The 15,884-nt window shown below is 69.9% G+C and carries 13 protein-coding genes; 4 read left to right on the forward strand and 9 right to left on the reverse strand.

What is annotated here, in order from left to right:
• Positions 1-246: 246 nt before the first annotated feature.
• Positions 247-1,263: a helix-turn-helix transcriptional regulator gene (locus ABZ899_RS15120; RefSeq protein WP_361345608.1), complete on the forward strand. Its 1,017-nt coding sequence runs from the start codon at positions 247-249 to the stop codon at positions 1,261-1,263.
• On the opposite strand, the gene ABZ899_RS15125 is transcribed toward ABZ899_RS15120, so the two are convergent.
• Positions 1,239-2,303: a helix-turn-helix transcriptional regulator gene (locus tag ABZ899_RS15125; protein ID WP_361345610.1), complete on the reverse strand. Its 1,065-nt coding sequence runs from the start codon at positions 2,301-2,303 to the stop codon at positions 1,239-1,241. The genes ABZ899_RS15120 and ABZ899_RS15125 overlap by 25 nt on opposite strands.
• A 322-nt stretch (positions 2,304-2,625) precedes the next feature.
• A complete protein-coding gene (locus ABZ899_RS15130) occupies positions 2,626-3,753 on the reverse strand; it encodes a substrate-binding domain-containing protein (protein WP_361345612.1) in 1,128 nt (375 codons plus the stop codon).
• A gap of 303 nt (positions 3,754-4,056) precedes the next feature.
• Here ABZ899_RS15130 and ABZ899_RS15135 point away from each other — a divergent pair, with 303 nt between their 5' ends.
• Positions 4,057-5,772, forward strand: a complete 1,716-nt coding sequence (locus ABZ899_RS15135) for a PA14 domain-containing protein (protein ID WP_361345614.1) — start codon at positions 4,057-4,059, stop codon at positions 5,770-5,772.
• A 98-nt stretch (positions 5,773-5,870) separates the two neighbouring features.
• Here ABZ899_RS15135 and ABZ899_RS15140 read toward each other — a convergent pair whose 3' ends face one another.
• The 5 genes from ABZ899_RS15140 to ABZ899_RS15160 all read right to left on the reverse strand — a co-directional run bounded on the left by ABZ899_RS15140 (position 5,871) and on the right by ABZ899_RS15160 (position 11,182).
• Positions 5,871-6,317, reverse strand: a complete 447-nt coding sequence (locus ABZ899_RS15140) for a helix-turn-helix domain-containing protein (protein WP_361345800.1) — start codon at positions 6,315-6,317, stop codon at positions 5,871-5,873.
• 5 nt (positions 6,318-6,322) lie between these two features.
• The gene (dnaJ, locus tag ABZ899_RS15145) at positions 6,323-7,501 is read right to left on the reverse strand and encodes a molecular chaperone DnaJ (protein WP_361345616.1); all 1,179 of its coding nucleotides are present in this window, start codon (positions 7,499-7,501) and stop codon (positions 6,323-6,325) included.
• Positions 7,502-7,534: 33 nt separating this feature from the next.
• Positions 7,535-8,179 carry a nucleotide exchange factor GrpE gene (gene grpE / locus ABZ899_RS15150; protein ID WP_055621217.1) on the reverse strand — a complete coding sequence of 215 codons (645 nt, stop codon included), beginning with the start codon at positions 8,177-8,179 and terminating at the stop codon, positions 7,535-7,537.
• On the reverse strand, positions 8,179-10,023 hold the full coding sequence (gene dnaK, locus ABZ899_RS15155) for a molecular chaperone DnaK (protein WP_361345619.1): 1,845 nt from the start codon (positions 10,021-10,023) through the stop codon (positions 8,179-8,181). The genes grpE and dnaK overlap by 1 nt, the downstream gene beginning before the upstream one ends.
• Positions 10,024-10,117: 94 nt before the next feature.
• A complete protein-coding gene (locus ABZ899_RS15160; RefSeq protein ID WP_361345621.1) occupies positions 10,118-11,182 on the reverse strand; it encodes an MraY family glycosyltransferase in 1,065 nt (354 codons plus the stop codon).
• A gap of 217 nt (positions 11,183-11,399) precedes the next feature.
• On the opposite strand from ABZ899_RS15160, the gene ABZ899_RS15165 reads away from it, so the two are divergent.
• Positions 11,400-13,694 (forward strand): (Fe-S)-binding protein, encoded by a 2,295-nt coding sequence (locus ABZ899_RS15165; RefSeq protein WP_361345623.1) that lies wholly within the window; start codon positions 11,400-11,402, stop codon positions 13,692-13,694.
• A gap of 104 nt (positions 13,695-13,798) precedes the next feature.
• On the forward strand, positions 13,799-14,089 hold the full coding sequence (locus ABZ899_RS15170; protein ID WP_361345624.1) for a zinc-ribbon domain-containing protein: 291 nt from the start codon (positions 13,799-13,801) through the stop codon (positions 14,087-14,089).
• A gap of 23 nt (positions 14,090-14,112) precedes the next feature.
• Here ABZ899_RS15170 and ABZ899_RS15175 read toward each other — a convergent pair whose 3' ends face one another.
• Positions 14,113-14,745 (reverse strand): DUF2637 domain-containing protein, encoded by a 633-nt coding sequence (locus ABZ899_RS15175; protein ID WP_361345626.1) that lies wholly within the window; start codon positions 14,743-14,745, stop codon positions 14,113-14,115.
• 488 nt (positions 14,746-15,233) lie between these two features.
• Positions 15,234-15,824 (reverse strand): DUF5701 family protein, encoded by a 591-nt coding sequence (locus tag ABZ899_RS15180; protein WP_361345628.1) that lies wholly within the window; start codon positions 15,822-15,824, stop codon positions 15,234-15,236.
• Positions 15,825-15,884 lie beyond the last annotated feature (60 nt).

The following is a 15,884-nucleotide window of genomic DNA, read 5'->3' on the forward strand; positions in this document are numbered from 1 at the left end:
GGGCCGCACTCGGCCAGCTGCTGTCCGCCCGCGAGTCGCTCTTCGCTTCCGAAAGGCCACTCAGGGCTCCGACGGCCACAACGGCGGAGAAGGCGGCGACAAGAATCGAGCGAAGCATTTTGTTCCGCATAGTCGGCTTCGTCCTCACTTGAAGGTCCCCTCTTCCCCCGTCGAGTAAGACGATGGCTCATTCGGGCACTTCATGGCCACACGATCGGTGCATCATGTTCCTGCATGTTCAGGACCATGGGGGGTGGAGATTTGGCAACGAATCAGACTAAAGCGACACATCCCCATGCGATGACCGAGATGTGCGCTCAAGGCAGCCGTCTCTATGCGAACGCGCTGCGTGCAGGGCGTATCGCCCGAGCCGACGTGGAGTCCGTGCCCTGTTTGATGGAGTTCGCGCTGCTCTACCCGGACCCGGACGACGCGAACTGGCTGATCCCCCTGCCCGCCTCGGTGGCGCTCGCCCAACGGCTCAATCCCATCGAACGGGAGATCGCCGAGCGCCGCCGGCTCTCGGTCGAGCTGACCGAGTCCCTCCAGCCCTTCATGGACCTCAGCACCCAGGTCACCGGGAGCACCCACTCGATCACGGTCCTGGAGGGCGGGGAGCGGATCAACGCCGCCCTCAACCTGGCCACCGCCCAGTGCCAGACCGAGATGCTCACCATCCAGCCGAGCACCCGTATCTCGGAGAGCAGCCTCCTGCAGGGCCTGGAGCGCGACCGGCCGCTCATCGAGCGCGGCGTGCGCATACGGACCCTCTACCAGCACACCGTGCGCTACAACCCCGGCAAGCTGGCCTACGTCGCCCAGCTCTCGGACGGCAAGGTCGAGTACCGCACGATCGACGAGCTCGTCGAGCGCCTGATCATCTGCGACGAGTCGGTCGCCTTCATCCCCACCCGCGACGACCAGCAGGTCGCCCTGGAGCTACGGCACCCCGGCCTCATCCGGTACCTCATCAAGGTCTTCGAGTTCATGTGGAGCCGCGCGGTCCCGCTGAGCGAGCACGCCCCCTACGAGACCGCCCCCGACGGCATCACCGACATCCAGCACACCATCGCCAAGCTCCTGGTCGAGGGCCACGTCGACGAGGCCATCGCGCGCCGGCTCGGCATGAACGTGCGCACCTGCCGGGCCCACATCGCCAAGCTGGCCACCGCCCTGGGCAGCGGCAGCCGCGCCCAGCTCGGCTACCTCATCGCCCAGTCCGGCATCCTCAACGAGGATCACCGGGCGCCGGGCGGCAGCTGAGCGGCGTCCCGCCCGACGGCGACGCCGAACGGCTGCTGGGCGGGGATCTGGGCCGCGCGTGCCGCCCGGTCCAGGCCGACCTGCGCGATCCGCACACCGAGCTGCGTACGGCTGGCCGCGCCCAGCGTCTCCGACAGCCGGGCGATGTGCGCCCGGCAGGTGCGCACGCTGATGCCCAGCCGCTCCGCGATCACCGCGTCCTGGTGCCCCTCCGCGAGCAGCGCGGCGATGGACTGCTCCCGGTGCGAGATGCCCTCGAAGCCGGTGTCGGGGATCGCGGCGGTCAGCGGGATCGCCAGCCGCCACAACCGGTCGAACGCCGTCACCAGGTAGTTGATCAGGGCCGGGTGCCGCAGCTCCAGCGCCATCGTGCGGTCGGTGTTCGCCGGGATGAAGGCCACCGTGCGGTCGAAGAGGATCAGCCGGTCGATGACCTCGTCCAGGGTGCGGGCCTCCACCGCGTCGCCCATCAGCTCCAGGTAGTTGAGCAGCCCCTGCCCGTGCCGGGCCACATGCGTGTACAGGTCGCGCATCCGCACCCCCCGGCCGCGCAGCGCCATCGCCCGGTGCAGACCCTCCGTCAGCTCGTGCTCGGGACGGATGCCGCCGGGCTGCACGGTCAGGACCTCACGGGTGCACGCCTGCGTCGCCTCGTCCAGCGCGGCCTGGATGCGCGCGTCGCCGTCGAGGATGCGCAGGGCCGTGCCCTCGACGCCGGACGCCTGGCTCGGGAGCGGGGCCAGCCCGGCGTACCGCTCGAAGGCCGCGACCGCCGAGCCCATCCGCAGCTGGCTCGCGCTGGCCTCCTCGTACATCCCGCGCAGCAGCCGGGTCATGACCTCCTGCGGGGAGGTCGGCACCAGCCAGTCCATGTCGTCGGGGTCCGGGTGCAGCAGCGCCAGCTCCAGCAGGCAGGGCACCGGTCCCGCGTCCTGGCGGGAGACCCTTCCGCGGCGTACGGCCCGGGAGTACACGCGGTCCCCGGCCTCGCACAAGCGGTCGGCGCCATGGGGATGCCCCTGCTCCCCGTGCCCGGCCATCGCTCCATCCACCCCCGGTCCTCGCCTCGCGCACCGGTACTGCGCCCGGCCCTGCGGGCCTGAGGTTCGCTCGCGCTTCCGCAGCGCAACTATGCGCGGACGGGCCGTGGTCCGCAACACGGCTCCTGCCGCGCGCCGGGCCACAACATCCCGCTGTATCCCGGTATTTCCGTCCCTCAGGGGCGCCCGGCTGCAACAAGCTGATGGGGGCTTTTCGGTCCTGTCGCCCGCGCCTCGGCCGATTTCCGGCCACGGGTTCGCACACACGAGAGCCGCCGGGGCGTCCTGCCCCGGCGGCTCCGGTGGATCGGTCGTCGGGCGGCTACTTGCCGAGCCCGGCCTGCTGGCAGGCGGCCTTGTACTTGGCCGTGCAGATCTCGGACAGCTTGTAGATGCCGTCGGCCAGGACCGTCTTGTCGATGTTCGCCTTGGTCAGGGCGGCCACCGGGACCAGCAGGGCCGGGATGTCCTGGTGGGTGGGGCTGTCGACCTGGTCCTGGGTGAGGGAGTCGAACTGGATGTCCTTGCCCTGCACCTTGGCGACGGCCATCTCGGCGGCGCTCTCGGCCTCGTGCGGGTAGGACTTGTAGACGCTCATGTACTGCTCGCCGGTCAGGATGCGCTGCACGGCGTCCAGTTCGGCGTCCTGGCCGGTGATGGGCGGCAGCTTGGTCACGCCCGCGGCCTCCAGGGCCTTGATGACGCCGGCGGCCATGCCGTCGTTGGCGGAGTAGACGCCCTTGATGTTGCCGACGCCGATCTCGTTGAGCGCCTCGGCCATGTTGGCCTGGGCGTTCTCCGGCTTCCAGTCCTTGGTGTCGTACGACTTGGCGATGTCCACCGTGCCCTTGAGCTCGGAGAGTGCGCCCGACTTGAACTGCTTGGCGTTCGGGTCGGTGGGCGACCCGTTCATCATCACGATCTTGTCGGAGGAGTCGACCTCCCCCATGGCCTCCAGCAGCGTGCGGGCCTGCACCTCGCCGACCAGCTCGTTGTCGAAGGAGACGTAGGCGTCGATGGGGCCCTCGGCGAGACGGTCGTAGGCGATGACCGGGATGCCCGCGTCCTTGGCCGCCTCCACACCGCTCGCGATGGCGTGGGAGTCCACGGCGTCCAGCAGGATGACGTCGACCTGGTCGTCGACCATCTGCTGGAGCTGGTCCGCCTGCTTCTTCGCGTCCGCGTCGGCGTTGCGGTAGACGACCTTGCCCTGCTTGCTGGTGAGGCTCTCGACCTTCTCCTTGATGATGGGGTAGTCGAACTTGTCGTAACGGGTGTTCGCGGTCTCCGGCAGCAGCAGGCCCACGGTGACGTCGTTGCCCTTGGTCGGGCTCGCCCCACTGCTGTCCCCTGCGACCCCCAGTCCCCCGCACGCGGCCAGCGCGAGGGTCATCGTGGAAGCGGCGGCCACGGCGGTGGCGGTACGGCGCGGAGAGCGCAAGGGACGCATAGGGAAGCTCACTTCTGGTGCCTTCGGGACACGGGCGCGCCATTGCGCCCCAATGTCTGAAAAGACAACGCGCCGACGCCCCCCAGCGTCAAGCGGAACCACTTAACGAGTGCGCAACACTACGCTCCGTCGATCATGTAAAGACATTGCGGAACTTCGCAGATCACCAGTTACACCCCCTCCACCGAACCTCACACGAGGACGGGCGGACGACGTAGCGGAATCCGTACAACCAACCCCGTTCGTGGTGAGTCCCGTTCAGGACGGCTCGCACCGCCGTCCCCTACTCGACCAGAGGATCGAATGAAGCCAGCCAGACGCGCGACCACCGCCGCCGCGACGACGGTCGCGCTCGCCACCGCGGGCACCCTGCTCACCACGGTCACCCCGGCGTCGGCCGCAGTGACCTGCACCTCGCCGGTCTTCACACGGCAGTTCTTCGCGAACACCACCTTCTCCGGCACACCGAAGAAGACCGACTGCGACAGCGCCATCGACCAGAGCTGGACCGGCGCCCCCCTCAGCGGACTGCCCACGGACAACTTCGGCGTCCGATGGAGCGTCACCCGCGACTTCGGCTCGGGCGGCCCCTTCACCCTCACCGCCTCCGCCCTCGACGGCATCCGCGTGTACCTCGACGGCACCCGCAGGATCGACCTGTGGAAGAACACCTCCACCACCGTCACCAAAACCCTCAACCTGACGATCCCGTCCGGCAGACACACCCTGCGCGTCGACTACGTCAACTGGACCGGCAGCGCCAAGGTGAAGTTCACCTACACCCCCCGCACCACCGCCACCGTCGACCAGACCAAACCCCTCGCCCCCACCGGCGCCAAGGCCGCCTACGACACCGCCACCGGCAAAGCCCACCTCACCTGGACCCCCAACAAGGAGATGGACCTCGCCGGCTACCGCGTCTACCGCCGCCTCAAGGGCGCCTCGTTCGGCACCACGCCCCTCGCGACGACCACGTCCACCTCGTACACCGACACCACCCTCCCGAAGACGGGCGCGACGTACTACTACGAGATCCGCGCCACCGACAAGGCGGGCAACGAGGGCACCGGCAGCACGGACCAGCCGGTGACGACCGTCGACCGGACCGCGCCCGCCGCGCCCACCGGGCTGACCACCGCGTCCGAGGAGAGCGGGCTGCGGGTCGGCTGGAAGGCCGCCGACGGGGCCACCTCCTACCGGGTCTACCGGTCCGCGAGCGCGGACGGCACGTACACCGGCGTCGGCACCACCGCCCAGGTCTCCTGGCTCGACACCGGCGCCGTCGAGGGCACCACGTACCACTACCGGGTCACGTCGCTGGACGCCGCCGGCAACGAGTCGGCCCGCTCGTCCTCCGTCAGCGGCCGGCGCCGCGACGAGACCCCGCCGTCACTGGTCACCGGGGTCACCGCCACGCCGACCGAGTACGGCTTCGAGGTGCGCTGGGACGCCAACCCGACCCCCGACCTCCGCAGCTACGTGGTGCGCCGGGGCGAACTGTGGGGCGACGAGGAGGAGCAGATGTGCTCCCTCTACCCGGGGTACTACGTGTCCGCCGACACGACGTCGTACGCGTACACCACGCTCCCCGACGGCGAGGAGTCCTGCTTCATCGTCGACGCGGTCGACGACGCCGGCAACTCCGCCTTCCAGTGGACCGGTGACGCGCAGATCGTGGTGGCGACGGAGCTGGACACCACACCGTCCGTCGAGACCCCCGAGGGCTCACCGCTCACCCTGGAGGCGGCCGGCGCCGAGGGCGACGAGGGCAACCGGCTCACCTGGTACGGCCTCGGCGAGGACGCCCCCGAGCAGGCGGCCGGCTACCGCGTCTACCGCTGGAACCCCGGCACCTCGGCCTACGAGCGGATCGACGACGCCGCACCGGGCGCCACGGAGTACGTCGACACCGGCGCCGCGCGCGGCACCACGTCGTACTACTGGGTCACCGCCGTGGCCGCCGACGGCACGGAGTCCCTTCCCACGGGCGACTACGCCATCACAGCCCCCGCCCGGTGACCGCCCGACATCGGTCCTCGCGACGAGTGACGCCGTAGCGCACACGAAGGGGCCCGGAGACGATCTCCGGGCCCCTTTCGTGTGCGGTGCGCGTGTCCCTAGTCCTTCGCCCGCTTCGGGCGCCAGACGACCAGGGCGCTGGTCTGCTGGACCTCCTGGTACGGGACCAGGTCGCGGCGGTAGGAGGCGTGCACCGCCGCCTCGCGCTGGCGCATCGTCGCCGCCGCGCCGTCCAGGGCCGCCTGCAGTTCGGCGACGCGGGACTGGAGCGCGGCGACTTGGTTCTCCAGTTCGATGATGCGTTTGATGCCGGCCAGGTTGATGCCCTCGTCCTGCGACAACTGCTGCACCTGGCGGAGCAGTTCGATGTCGCGGGCCGAGTAGCGCCGGCCCCGCCCGGGCGTGCGGTCCGGGGAGACCAGGCCGAGGCGGTCGTACTGACGGAGGGTCTGCGGGTGCAGGCCGGACAGCTGGGCCGCCACCGAGATGACATAGACCGGGGTTTCCTCGGTCAGTTCATACGGGTTGCGCCGACGACCGTCCATCTGACTCATGCTCCCTTCGCGGCCTGGAACAGCTCCGCCCGCGGGTCCTCGCCCGCGGTCGCCTCGCGATACGCCTCCAGCGCTTCACGAGCCTTCCCCGTCACGTCCTTCGGGACACTCACCTCTACGGTGACCAGGAGGTCCCCGCGGGTGCCGTCCTTGCGGACCGCGCCCTTGCCCCGCGCCCGCATGGTGCGGCCGTTGGGCGTGCCCGGCGGCAGTTTCAGGGTCACGGCGGGACCGCCCAGGGTCGGGACCCTGACCTCCCCGCCGAGCGCCGCCTCGGCGAAGGTCACGGGGACGGTCACCGTCAGGTTGTCGTCCTTGCGCCCGAAGACCGGGTGCGCGTCGACGTGCACGGTGACGTACAGGTCACCGGCGGGTCCGCCCCGCTCGCCGGGCGCGCCCTTGCCCCGCAGCCGGATGCGCTGCCCGTCGGACACCCCGGCGGGGATGCGGACCTGCATCGTCCGGGACGACTTGGCCCGGCCGCTGCCCTTGCACTCGGCGCAGGGGTGCTCGGCGATGAGGCCGCGGCCCTTGCAGTCCGGGCACGGGTCGGTCAGCGAGAAGCCGCCGCCCGAGCCGCGCGCCACCTGGCCGGTGCCGACACAGGTCGGGCACACGCGCGGTGTGCCGTTCTTGTCGCCGGTGCCCGCGCACGCCTTGCACGGTGACTGGGAGGACATCCGCAGGGGGACCGTCGCGCCCTCGATCGCCTCGGTGAAGCTGAGGCTGACCTCGGTGTCGATGTCCTGGCCGCGCCGCGGCTGGGTCCGGGTCGTCCCCGTGCCGCCGCGGTTGAACAGGCCCCCGAAGACGTCACCCAGTCCGCCGCCGAAGCCGCCGGCTCCGCCCTGGCCGCCCTGGGCGCCTCCGAAGAGGTCGCCCAGGTCGAAGTTGAAGGAGCCGCCCGCGCCGCCCGGACCGGGGCGGAAGCCGCCGTTGCCGAACAGGGTGCGGGCCTCGTCGTACTCCTTGCGCTTCTTGGGGTCGCCGAGGACGTCGTTCGCCTCGGAGATCTCCTTGAACCGCTCTTCCGCCTTGGCGTTGCCCTTGTTGGCGTCCGGGTGGAACTCGCGGGCGAGCTTCCGGTACGCCTTCTTGATCTCGGCCTCGGTGGCGTCCTTGGGGACGCCGAGGACCTTGTAGTAGTCCTTCTCGATGAAGTCCTTGGTGCTCATCCTCGACGTCCCTCCTTCCTCATCGGTTCAACGTCAGCCCTCGTCCGGGCCACCGCTCTCCTTGTCGTCGGCCGCCTCGGCGGACTCCTCCTTGACGGTCTGCGCGCCCGGCTGGGGCTCGGCGACGGCCACCCGCGCGGGGCGGATGGTGCGCTCGCCGATGCGGTACCCCGGCTGGAGGATCGCGACGCAGGTCGTCTCGGTGACGTCCGGCGCGTAGCTGTGCATCAGTGCCTCGTGGATCGTCGGGTCGAAGGGCTCGCCCTCCTTGCCGAACTGCTGGAGGCCCATCTTCGCCGCGACGGTCTCCAGCGACTCCGCGACGGACTTGAATCCGCCGACGAGTTCGCCGTGCTCCCGCGCGCGGCCGATGTCGTCGAGCACGGGCAGGAGTTCGGTCAGGAGGTTCGCGACGGCGATCTCCTTGACCGTGATCCGGTCCCGCTCCACGCGGCGGCGGTAGTTCTGGTACTCGGCCTGGAGGCGCTGGAGGTCCGCGGTGCGCTCGCCGAGCGCGGTGCGCACCTGGTCCAGCTGGGCCACCAGACCCGGGTCTGCGTGTCCGTCCCCGGCCGGGGCCGTCCCCTCCTGGGGGGCGGCCTTCGGCTCGGCGTCGTCAGGGGTGGCGCCGGAGGGGACGTCGGGCTTCTCCTCGAAGCCCGGGGTCTCCTCCGTCATTACGCGGCACCGTCCTTGCGCTCGTCGTCCACGATCTCGGCGTCCACCACGTCGTCGTCGGCGGCCTTGGCGCCACCGGCCTCGGCACCCTCGGCGCCGGCACCGGCGCCCTGGGCGTCGGCGTACATGGCCTGGCCGACCTTCTGGGAGACCGCGGCGACCTTCTCGGTGGCCGTGCGGATCTCGGTGGTGTCCTCGCCCTTGAGCGCGGTCTTCAGCTCCTCGACGGCGGACTCGACCTCGGTCTTGACGTCACCGGGGACCTTGTCCTCGTTGTCCTTGAGGAACTTCTCCGTCTGGTAGACGAGCTGCTCGCCCTGGTTGCGCGTCTCGGCGGCCTCGCGGCGACGGTGGTCCTCGTCCGCGTACTGCTCGGCCTCCTGGCGCATCCGGTCGACCTCGTCCTTCGGCAGCGAGGAGCCGCCGGTGACGGTCATCTTCTGCTCCTTGCCCGTGCCCAGGTCCTTGGCGGTCACGTGCATGATGCCGTTGGCGTCGATGTCGAAGGACACCTCGATCTGCGGGACGCCGCGGGGCGCCGGCGGCAGACCGGTCAGCTCGAACATCCCGAGCTTCTTGTTGTACGCCGCGATCTCGCGCTCGCCCTGGTAGACCTGGATCTGCACGGACGGCTGGTTGTCCTCGGCCGTCGTGAAGATCTCGGACCGCTTGGTCGGGATCGTGGTGTTGCGCTCGATGAGCTTGGTCATGATGCCGCCCTTGGTCTCGATACCGAGGGACAGCGGGGTCACGTCGAGGAGCAGGACGTCCTTGACCTCACCCTTGAGGACACCGGCCTGGAGGGACGCGCCGATGGCGACGACCTCGTCCGGGTTGACGCCCTTGTTGGCGTCCTTGCCGCCGGTCAGCTCCCTGACGAGCTCGGCGACGGCGGGCATACGGGTGGAGCCACCGACGAGGACGACGTGGTCGATCTCGTTGATGGAGACGCCGGCGTCCTTCATGACGTTGAAGAACGGGGTCTTGCAGCGCTCCAGGAGGTCCGCGGTCAGCTGCTGGAACTGAGCCCGGGTGAGCTTCTCGTCCAGGTGCAGCGGGCCTTCGGCGGAGGCGGTGATGTAGGGCAGGTTGATCGAGGTCTCGGTGGACGAGGACAGCTCGATCTTGGCCTTCTCCGCCGCCTCGCGCAGGCGCTGGAGGGCCATCTTGTCCTTGGACAGGTCCACGCCGTGACCGGACTGGAACTGCTTGACCAGGTAGTCGACGACGCGCTGGTCCCAGTCGTCACCACCGAGGTGGTTGTCACCGTTGGTGGCCTTCACCTCGACGACGCCGTCACCGATCTCCAGGAGGGACACGTCGAAGGTGCCGCCACCGAGGTCGAAGACGAGGATCGTCTGGTCGTCCTTGTCGAGGCCGTACGCGAGCGCGGCCGCGGTGGGCTCGTTCACGATGCGCAGGACGTTCAGACCGGCGATCTCGCCGGCCTCCTTCGTCGCCTGGCGCTCGGAGTCGTTGAAGTAGGCCGGGACGGTGATGACCGCGTCCGTGACCTTCTCGCCCAGGTAGGACTCCGCGTCGCGCTTCAGCTTCTGGAGGATGAAGGCGGAGATCTGCTGCGGGTTGAAGGGCTTCCCGTCGAGCTCCATCTTCCAGTCGGTGCCCATGTGGCGCTTCACGGACCGAATGGTCCGGTCCACGTTGGTGACCGCCTGCCGCTTGGCGACCTCGCCGACCAGCACCTCGCCGTTCTTGGCGAAGGCGACGACGGACGGCGTGGTCCTGGCGCCCTCTGCGTTGGTGATGACGGTGGGCTCGCCGCCCTCCAGAACGCTGACGACGGAGTTAGTCGTGCCCAGGTCGATGCCGACCGCACGTGCCATGGTTGATTCCTCCAGCTGACTTGAGTGGAACGGACTCAAGTGTGCACGACGGCTCGCAACGGGTCAACAGAGCTGAGTCGACCTCACTCAAGTCTTATCCGTTCCTTACACGCAACTGGGCTCCCACCTGCGGCGATTCCATACGGCGGGACGCACGGACGGAGTCCTGCACCGGTACCCGCGGTTGACGCCTGGGGCCGTAGGGCTTGATGTGCAGCAGGCCGAGGACGACGAGGGCCGACCCCGCCCCCACCCACCCCACGGCCGTCCCGCCGAGCCGCCCCAGGTGCACCAGGACTGCGACGACCACCCCGGGCAGGGCGGCGGCGCCCAGCGCGACGGTCGTGCCCTGCGGGGTGAGTCCGGTCCGGCGCAGCCGGTGCGCCAGATGGTCCGGCGCGCCCCGCAGCAGCGGCCGTCCGGCCAGCCGGCGGGAGACGGCGACCAGGGCCACATCGGTGACGGCGAGCGCGGAGAGGGAATACAGGAACCCGGCGCTGACGGCCGGGTCCTGCCCGGCCCGGGTCATCACCGCCGACGAGGCCAGCACGAACCCGACGAACAGCGAGCCGGTCGCCCCGAGCCCGATCCGCGCGGGGTGCCAGTTCAGCAGCAGGAAGCCGGTCAGGGCGGCGGCCAGCACGCTCAGCAGCACCGCCAGCTCGTCCATCACCTCGGCCGCCGCGCAGACGCCGACGCCGAAGGCGGTGAGCACGCCGACCGTGCCGGCCAGCGCGTCCGCGTGGTCCAGCGCCTTGAACGCGACGGCGACCAGGACGATCCAGGCGATGGCCGGCACCGCCATCAGGAAGCCCGTGTCGGCGTACGGCACCACACAGGCCGCCGCGACGGCCGTACCGCCGACCAGGAACCGCGCCTTGACCCGCCGTACGTCGGCGACGAGCCCGAGCAGGGCGACGGCGCCCGCGGCGACCAGCAGGCGCATGGTCTCGGAGCCCAGCGGGGCGTACCCGGTCCACTCGCCGGCGGCGGCGACCAGGCAGGTCACCAGGGCGAGCGCCACCCCGCCGAGCAGCGGCAGCGGACGCTGCCGGCGCCGGTCGAGAATGCCGAACCGCAGGGCGGGCAGACGGAGCAGCGCCGCCAGCAGGGCGGTGACCAGCAGGGCGGTGGTGGCGGCGGTGATCCCGTAGAGCACGGAGACAGAATAGGGCCGTATATACCATTTCGGGATGAATAACACGATCGGTTCTTAAGGCAAGCCTCAGCGACCCAGATCACCCCGCCCCTGGCTACAGTGCGAAGGAGGATGCGGGTAGTCTCAGAGGACTGCATAAGTTACCGCTTAGTAATGTCGCCCGTCATGTCGAGGGACCCCCTCGAACCACCCCCTCGCAGGCCCGAGGAGCCCCGAAATGCAACTCGCCGCGATCATCGTGTCGCTGGTGCTGACCGTGGTCGGCGTTGCGCTGCTCGCACGCGCCATCGGCCAGTTCGTCCGGTACTTCAAGCTCGGCCAGCCGGTGCCGGCCGGCAGCCGTACCGACAACCCCTACGCGCGCAGCGTCACGCTCGTGCGGGAGTTCCTCGGCCACACCCGGATGAACCGCTGGGGCATCGTCGGCATCGCCCACTGGTTCGTGGCGGTCGGCTTCCTGACGCTCCCGCCCACCCTCGCCCAGGCGTTCGGGCAGCTCTTCCAGGCGGACTGGACGCTGCCCGTCATCGGCACCTGGCTGCCGTTCGAGATGTACATCGAGTTCATCGGCCTGATGACGATCCTCGGCATCGCCGTGCTCATCGTGATCCGGCTGCTGAGCCTGCCGTCCCGTCCGGAGCGCAAGTCCCGCTTCGCCGGCTCCAAGGCGGGTCAGGCGTACTTCGTCGAGTACGTCATCCTCACCATCGGCCTCGCCATCTACGTGCTGCGGGGCCTGGAGGGCGCGCTGCACCACGTCGACGGCTACGAGGCCGGGTACTTCGCCTCGTACCCGCTGGTGCTCGCCTTCAAGGGCCTGAGCGTCACCGCGCTGCAGAACCTCGTCTACTTCGCCGCGATGATCAAGATCGGCACGTCCTTCGTGTGGATGATCGTCGTCTCGCTGAACACCAACATGGGTGTCGCCTGGCACCGCTTCCTGGCGTTCCCGAACATCTGGTTCAAGCGCAACGCCACCGGTGAGACCGCGCTCGGCGCCCTGCCCGCGATGACGTCCGGCGGCAAGCCGATCGACTTCTCCGACCCCGGCGAGGACGACGTCTTCGGTGTCTCCCAGGTCGAGCAGTTCTCCTGGAAGGGCCTGCTGGACTTCTCCACCTGCACCGAGTGCGGCCGCTGCCAGTCGCAGTGCCCCGCCTGGAACACGGGCAAGCCGCTCTCCCCGAAGCTGCTGATCATGTCGCTGCGCGACCACGCGCACGCCAAGGCGCCCTACCTGCTCGCCGGCGGCGGCAAGACCATGGAGGGCGAGGAGAAGGCGTCCGAGGAGCAGCTGAAGGACGTCCCCGCCGCCGCCCTCGCGGAGGCCGAGCGCCCGCTGATCGGCACCGCCGAGGAGAACGGCGTCATCGACCCGGACGTCCTGTGGTCCTGCACCACCTGCGGCGCCTGCGTCGAGCAGTGCCCGGTCGACATCGAGCACATCGACCACATCGTCGACATGCGCCGCTACCAGGTGATGATCGAGTCCGCGTTCCCGTCCGAGGCGGGCACGATGCTCAAGAACCTGGAGAAGAAGGGCAACCCCTGGGGTCTGGCGAAGAAGCAGCGCCTGGAGTGGCTGAAGGAAGTCGACTTCGAGGTGCCGGTCGTCGGCAAGGACATCGAGGACCTCACCGAGGTCGAGTACCTGTACTGGGTCGGCTGCGCCGGCGCCCTGGAGGACCGGGCCAAGAAGACCACCAAGGCCTTCGCCGAGCTGCTGCACATCGCGGGCGTCAAGTTCGCGATCATGGGCGGCGACGAGAAGTGCACCGGTGACTCCGCCCGCCGCCTCGGCAACGAGCCCCTCTTCCAGGAGCTCGGCATGGAGAACGTCATGGCCCTGAACATGGCGTTCGGCGAGGAGATGGACGACGAGGGCAACGTGACGCCCGAGTCGAAGAAGCCGAAGTCGGCGAAGAAGATCGTCGCCACCTGCCCGCACTGCCTCAACACGATCGGCAACGAGTACCCGCAGATCGGCGGCGACTACGAGGTCATCCACCACACCCAGCTGCTCCAGCACCTGGTGGACGAGGGCAAGCTGATCCCGGTCACCCCGGTCGAGGGCATCATCACCTACCACGACCCGTGCTACCTGGGCCGGCACAACAAGATCTACACGCCGCCGCGCGAGATCATCGCCAGCGTCCCCGGTCTGCGCAACGAGGAGATGCACCGCCACAAGGAGCGCGGCTTCTGCTGCGGCGCCGGTGGTGCCCGGATGTGGATGGAGGAGCGGATCGGCAAGCGCATCAACAACGAGCGTGTCGACGAGGCCCTCTCCACCAACCCGGACATCGTCTCCACCGCGTGCCCGTTCTGCCTCGTCATGCTGACCGACTCGGTCAATGGCAAGAAGAACGACGGCAAGGCCAAGGAGTCCATCCAGGTCGTCGACGTCGCCCAGCTGCTGCTGGACTCGGTCAGGACGCCGGTGGCGGACGACGAGCCGCCCGCGGGCGAGGCCGGAGCCGAGAGCGAGCCGGAGCCGGCCCCGGCGAAGTAGCCGCTTCCCAGGCCGCACGACGAAGCCCCCTGGACCCGTACGGGACAGGGGGCTTCGTCGTGCGGCAGGCTGGAGGGCGGCACCTGATCGAAAGGAACCGTCGCGTGATCATCTTCGGCACCAAGGGCTACCTCTACCAGCTCGCGATACTGACGCTGGTGTGCGGCCAGTGCGGCAACCCCTCGGCCCACACCCTGCGCAAACGCGTCACGAAGTTCACGCTGTTCTTCGTGCCGCTGTTCCCCGCCTCGACCAAGTTCGCGACGCAGTGCACGTTCTGCGGCGCGGAGCGGAAGGTCACCGGGGAGGAGGCCGACCAGCTCCTGGCGCAGGCCACCCCCGGGGGCCCCGGTCAGCAGGCGTACGGGCAGCCGCAACAGCCGTACCGGCCCTGACCTCCGGGACCCCCGGCGGCGGCCTACTGCTTCGGCTGCTTCTGGGCGCCCACCGCGTCGGCGGCGTGCCGGGGGCCGGGACGGGACGAGAACTGCCCGATGAGTTCGCGGAAGCAGACCAGGGCGGTGATCGGCGGGATGCCCACGACCACCATCGCGAGCAGCGAGTGCGCCGACTGCCCGATGCACAGCGCCACGGCGGTGCCGGAGGCGATCAGCATCACGGCCCAGGACTTGCGGGCGGTCCGGCGCTGGACCGACGCCCGCAGGATGGACAGCCCCGCCAGCAGCCACGGGCCGTAGACCGTCAGCGGCCACCAGTGGGCCAGCTTGGGCGCCACCACGAGCAGCGCGATCGTCCGCAACTGGTCGTACGAGTACGAGATGGACCAGGTGAGCATCGTCACCGCGCACAGGGTGATGAGGGTGACCAGGATCGAGACGGTGAGGACCTTCGGGTTCCTGGTGAGCGAGTGCGCACCGGGCTGGGGCCGCTTGCGGTGCACAGGGCGGGGCACGGGCCGGCGGTCGGCCTCCCTGCGGGGCGGGGCGGGATCCGGGGCGCGGGCGGCGCCCAGCATCTGGGCCAGCTCCTCGTCCAAGTCCCAGGCCTCCGGCGTCATGCCCGCGTCCGACTGCTGCCAGAGGTTCTGCATGTCGAGCTGCTGCGTGTAATGAGGCGGCTCGCCTACCGGTTCATAATCGGTCCTCATTTTCTACGACCCCTCCCCTTCGCGCGTCGCTCGCAGATATTCACGCTCCATCCGGCCGATGGCTCTCAGGAAGTCGTCGAGCAGATCAGAGCAATAGGTGATGCTCTCCGCGGTGATCTGATCAGCTGCCTGACGCGAGCGACGCGCGCACTCCTCAGCTGCGTGTTTCTCCTGCCAAGTCACGCCCACCTAACGAGCGCCACACAGGGCTGGATATCTGGCATTCGGGGGAATATGCGTCAACGGTGATGATATGGAATATCCATGACCGCCACTGTCCCATGACATTCCGACGATGTACTCCGGCACTTTTCCTTCGCGGATCTTGGCCGAATTCCACACAGCTCGGGCGGCGCGGCGTGGGACCTCCGACCGACGCGTCCGGCGGCGGAGGCGAAGCCCAGCCAGGTGCGACGGTGGCCCCACCAGCATCAGCCGACCTGCGGGGCGTCCTCGCGCCCACGGCCGTCGCGGCCGGTGCCGTTGCTGATCCGGACGGCCGGGGTGCGGGCGTCGAACGAGCCGTCGGCCTTGCGCGGCCGCGAGCCGATCGTCATGAAGAAGTGGCCGCGCTCCAGGGCCGCCGGCTCGCTGCTGGAGCACCCAGTGCCCCTCCCCGGTGAGCGCGGGCAGGGCCTCCTCGGGGCTCCCGTTGGCCGCGCGGTCCCCGCGGTCCACGCCGGTGACGAGGTGGAAGGGCCCTCGGGCAGCTCGACGCCAACGGGGGCGAAGTCGTCGACGTCGGGCATGTCGACGACCACGAAGCCGGGCCTGCTGCGCCGGCGCAGCAGCGGCGCGAGCGCGGAGGCCGGGACCCGGTCGGGGTGGACGACGAGCAGGGCGCCGGGACGGGCGTCCGCGGCCCGCTCGGCGCAGGCCCGCAGCTCGTCGGCCGATGTCCCGGCGAGGTCGTGCAGGCCGAGCGCGATCAGGCGCTCGGCCTGCGCGGCGAGCGGCGGAAGGGCGGTGCCGGCGGCGGGGGACCGGGGGGGTCGGGCACGGCTCTCCTCCTGGTGCGCCACGTGGCGGGCCTGGGGTCGCCGCAGGCTTCCGCACAGGGGTCTCCCGTGCGCGCGGGGCGG

Source organism: Streptomyces sp. NPDC046859 (assembly GCF_040645135.1).
Taxonomy (GTDB): Bacteria; Actinomycetota; Actinomycetes; order Streptomycetales; family Streptomycetaceae; genus Streptomyces.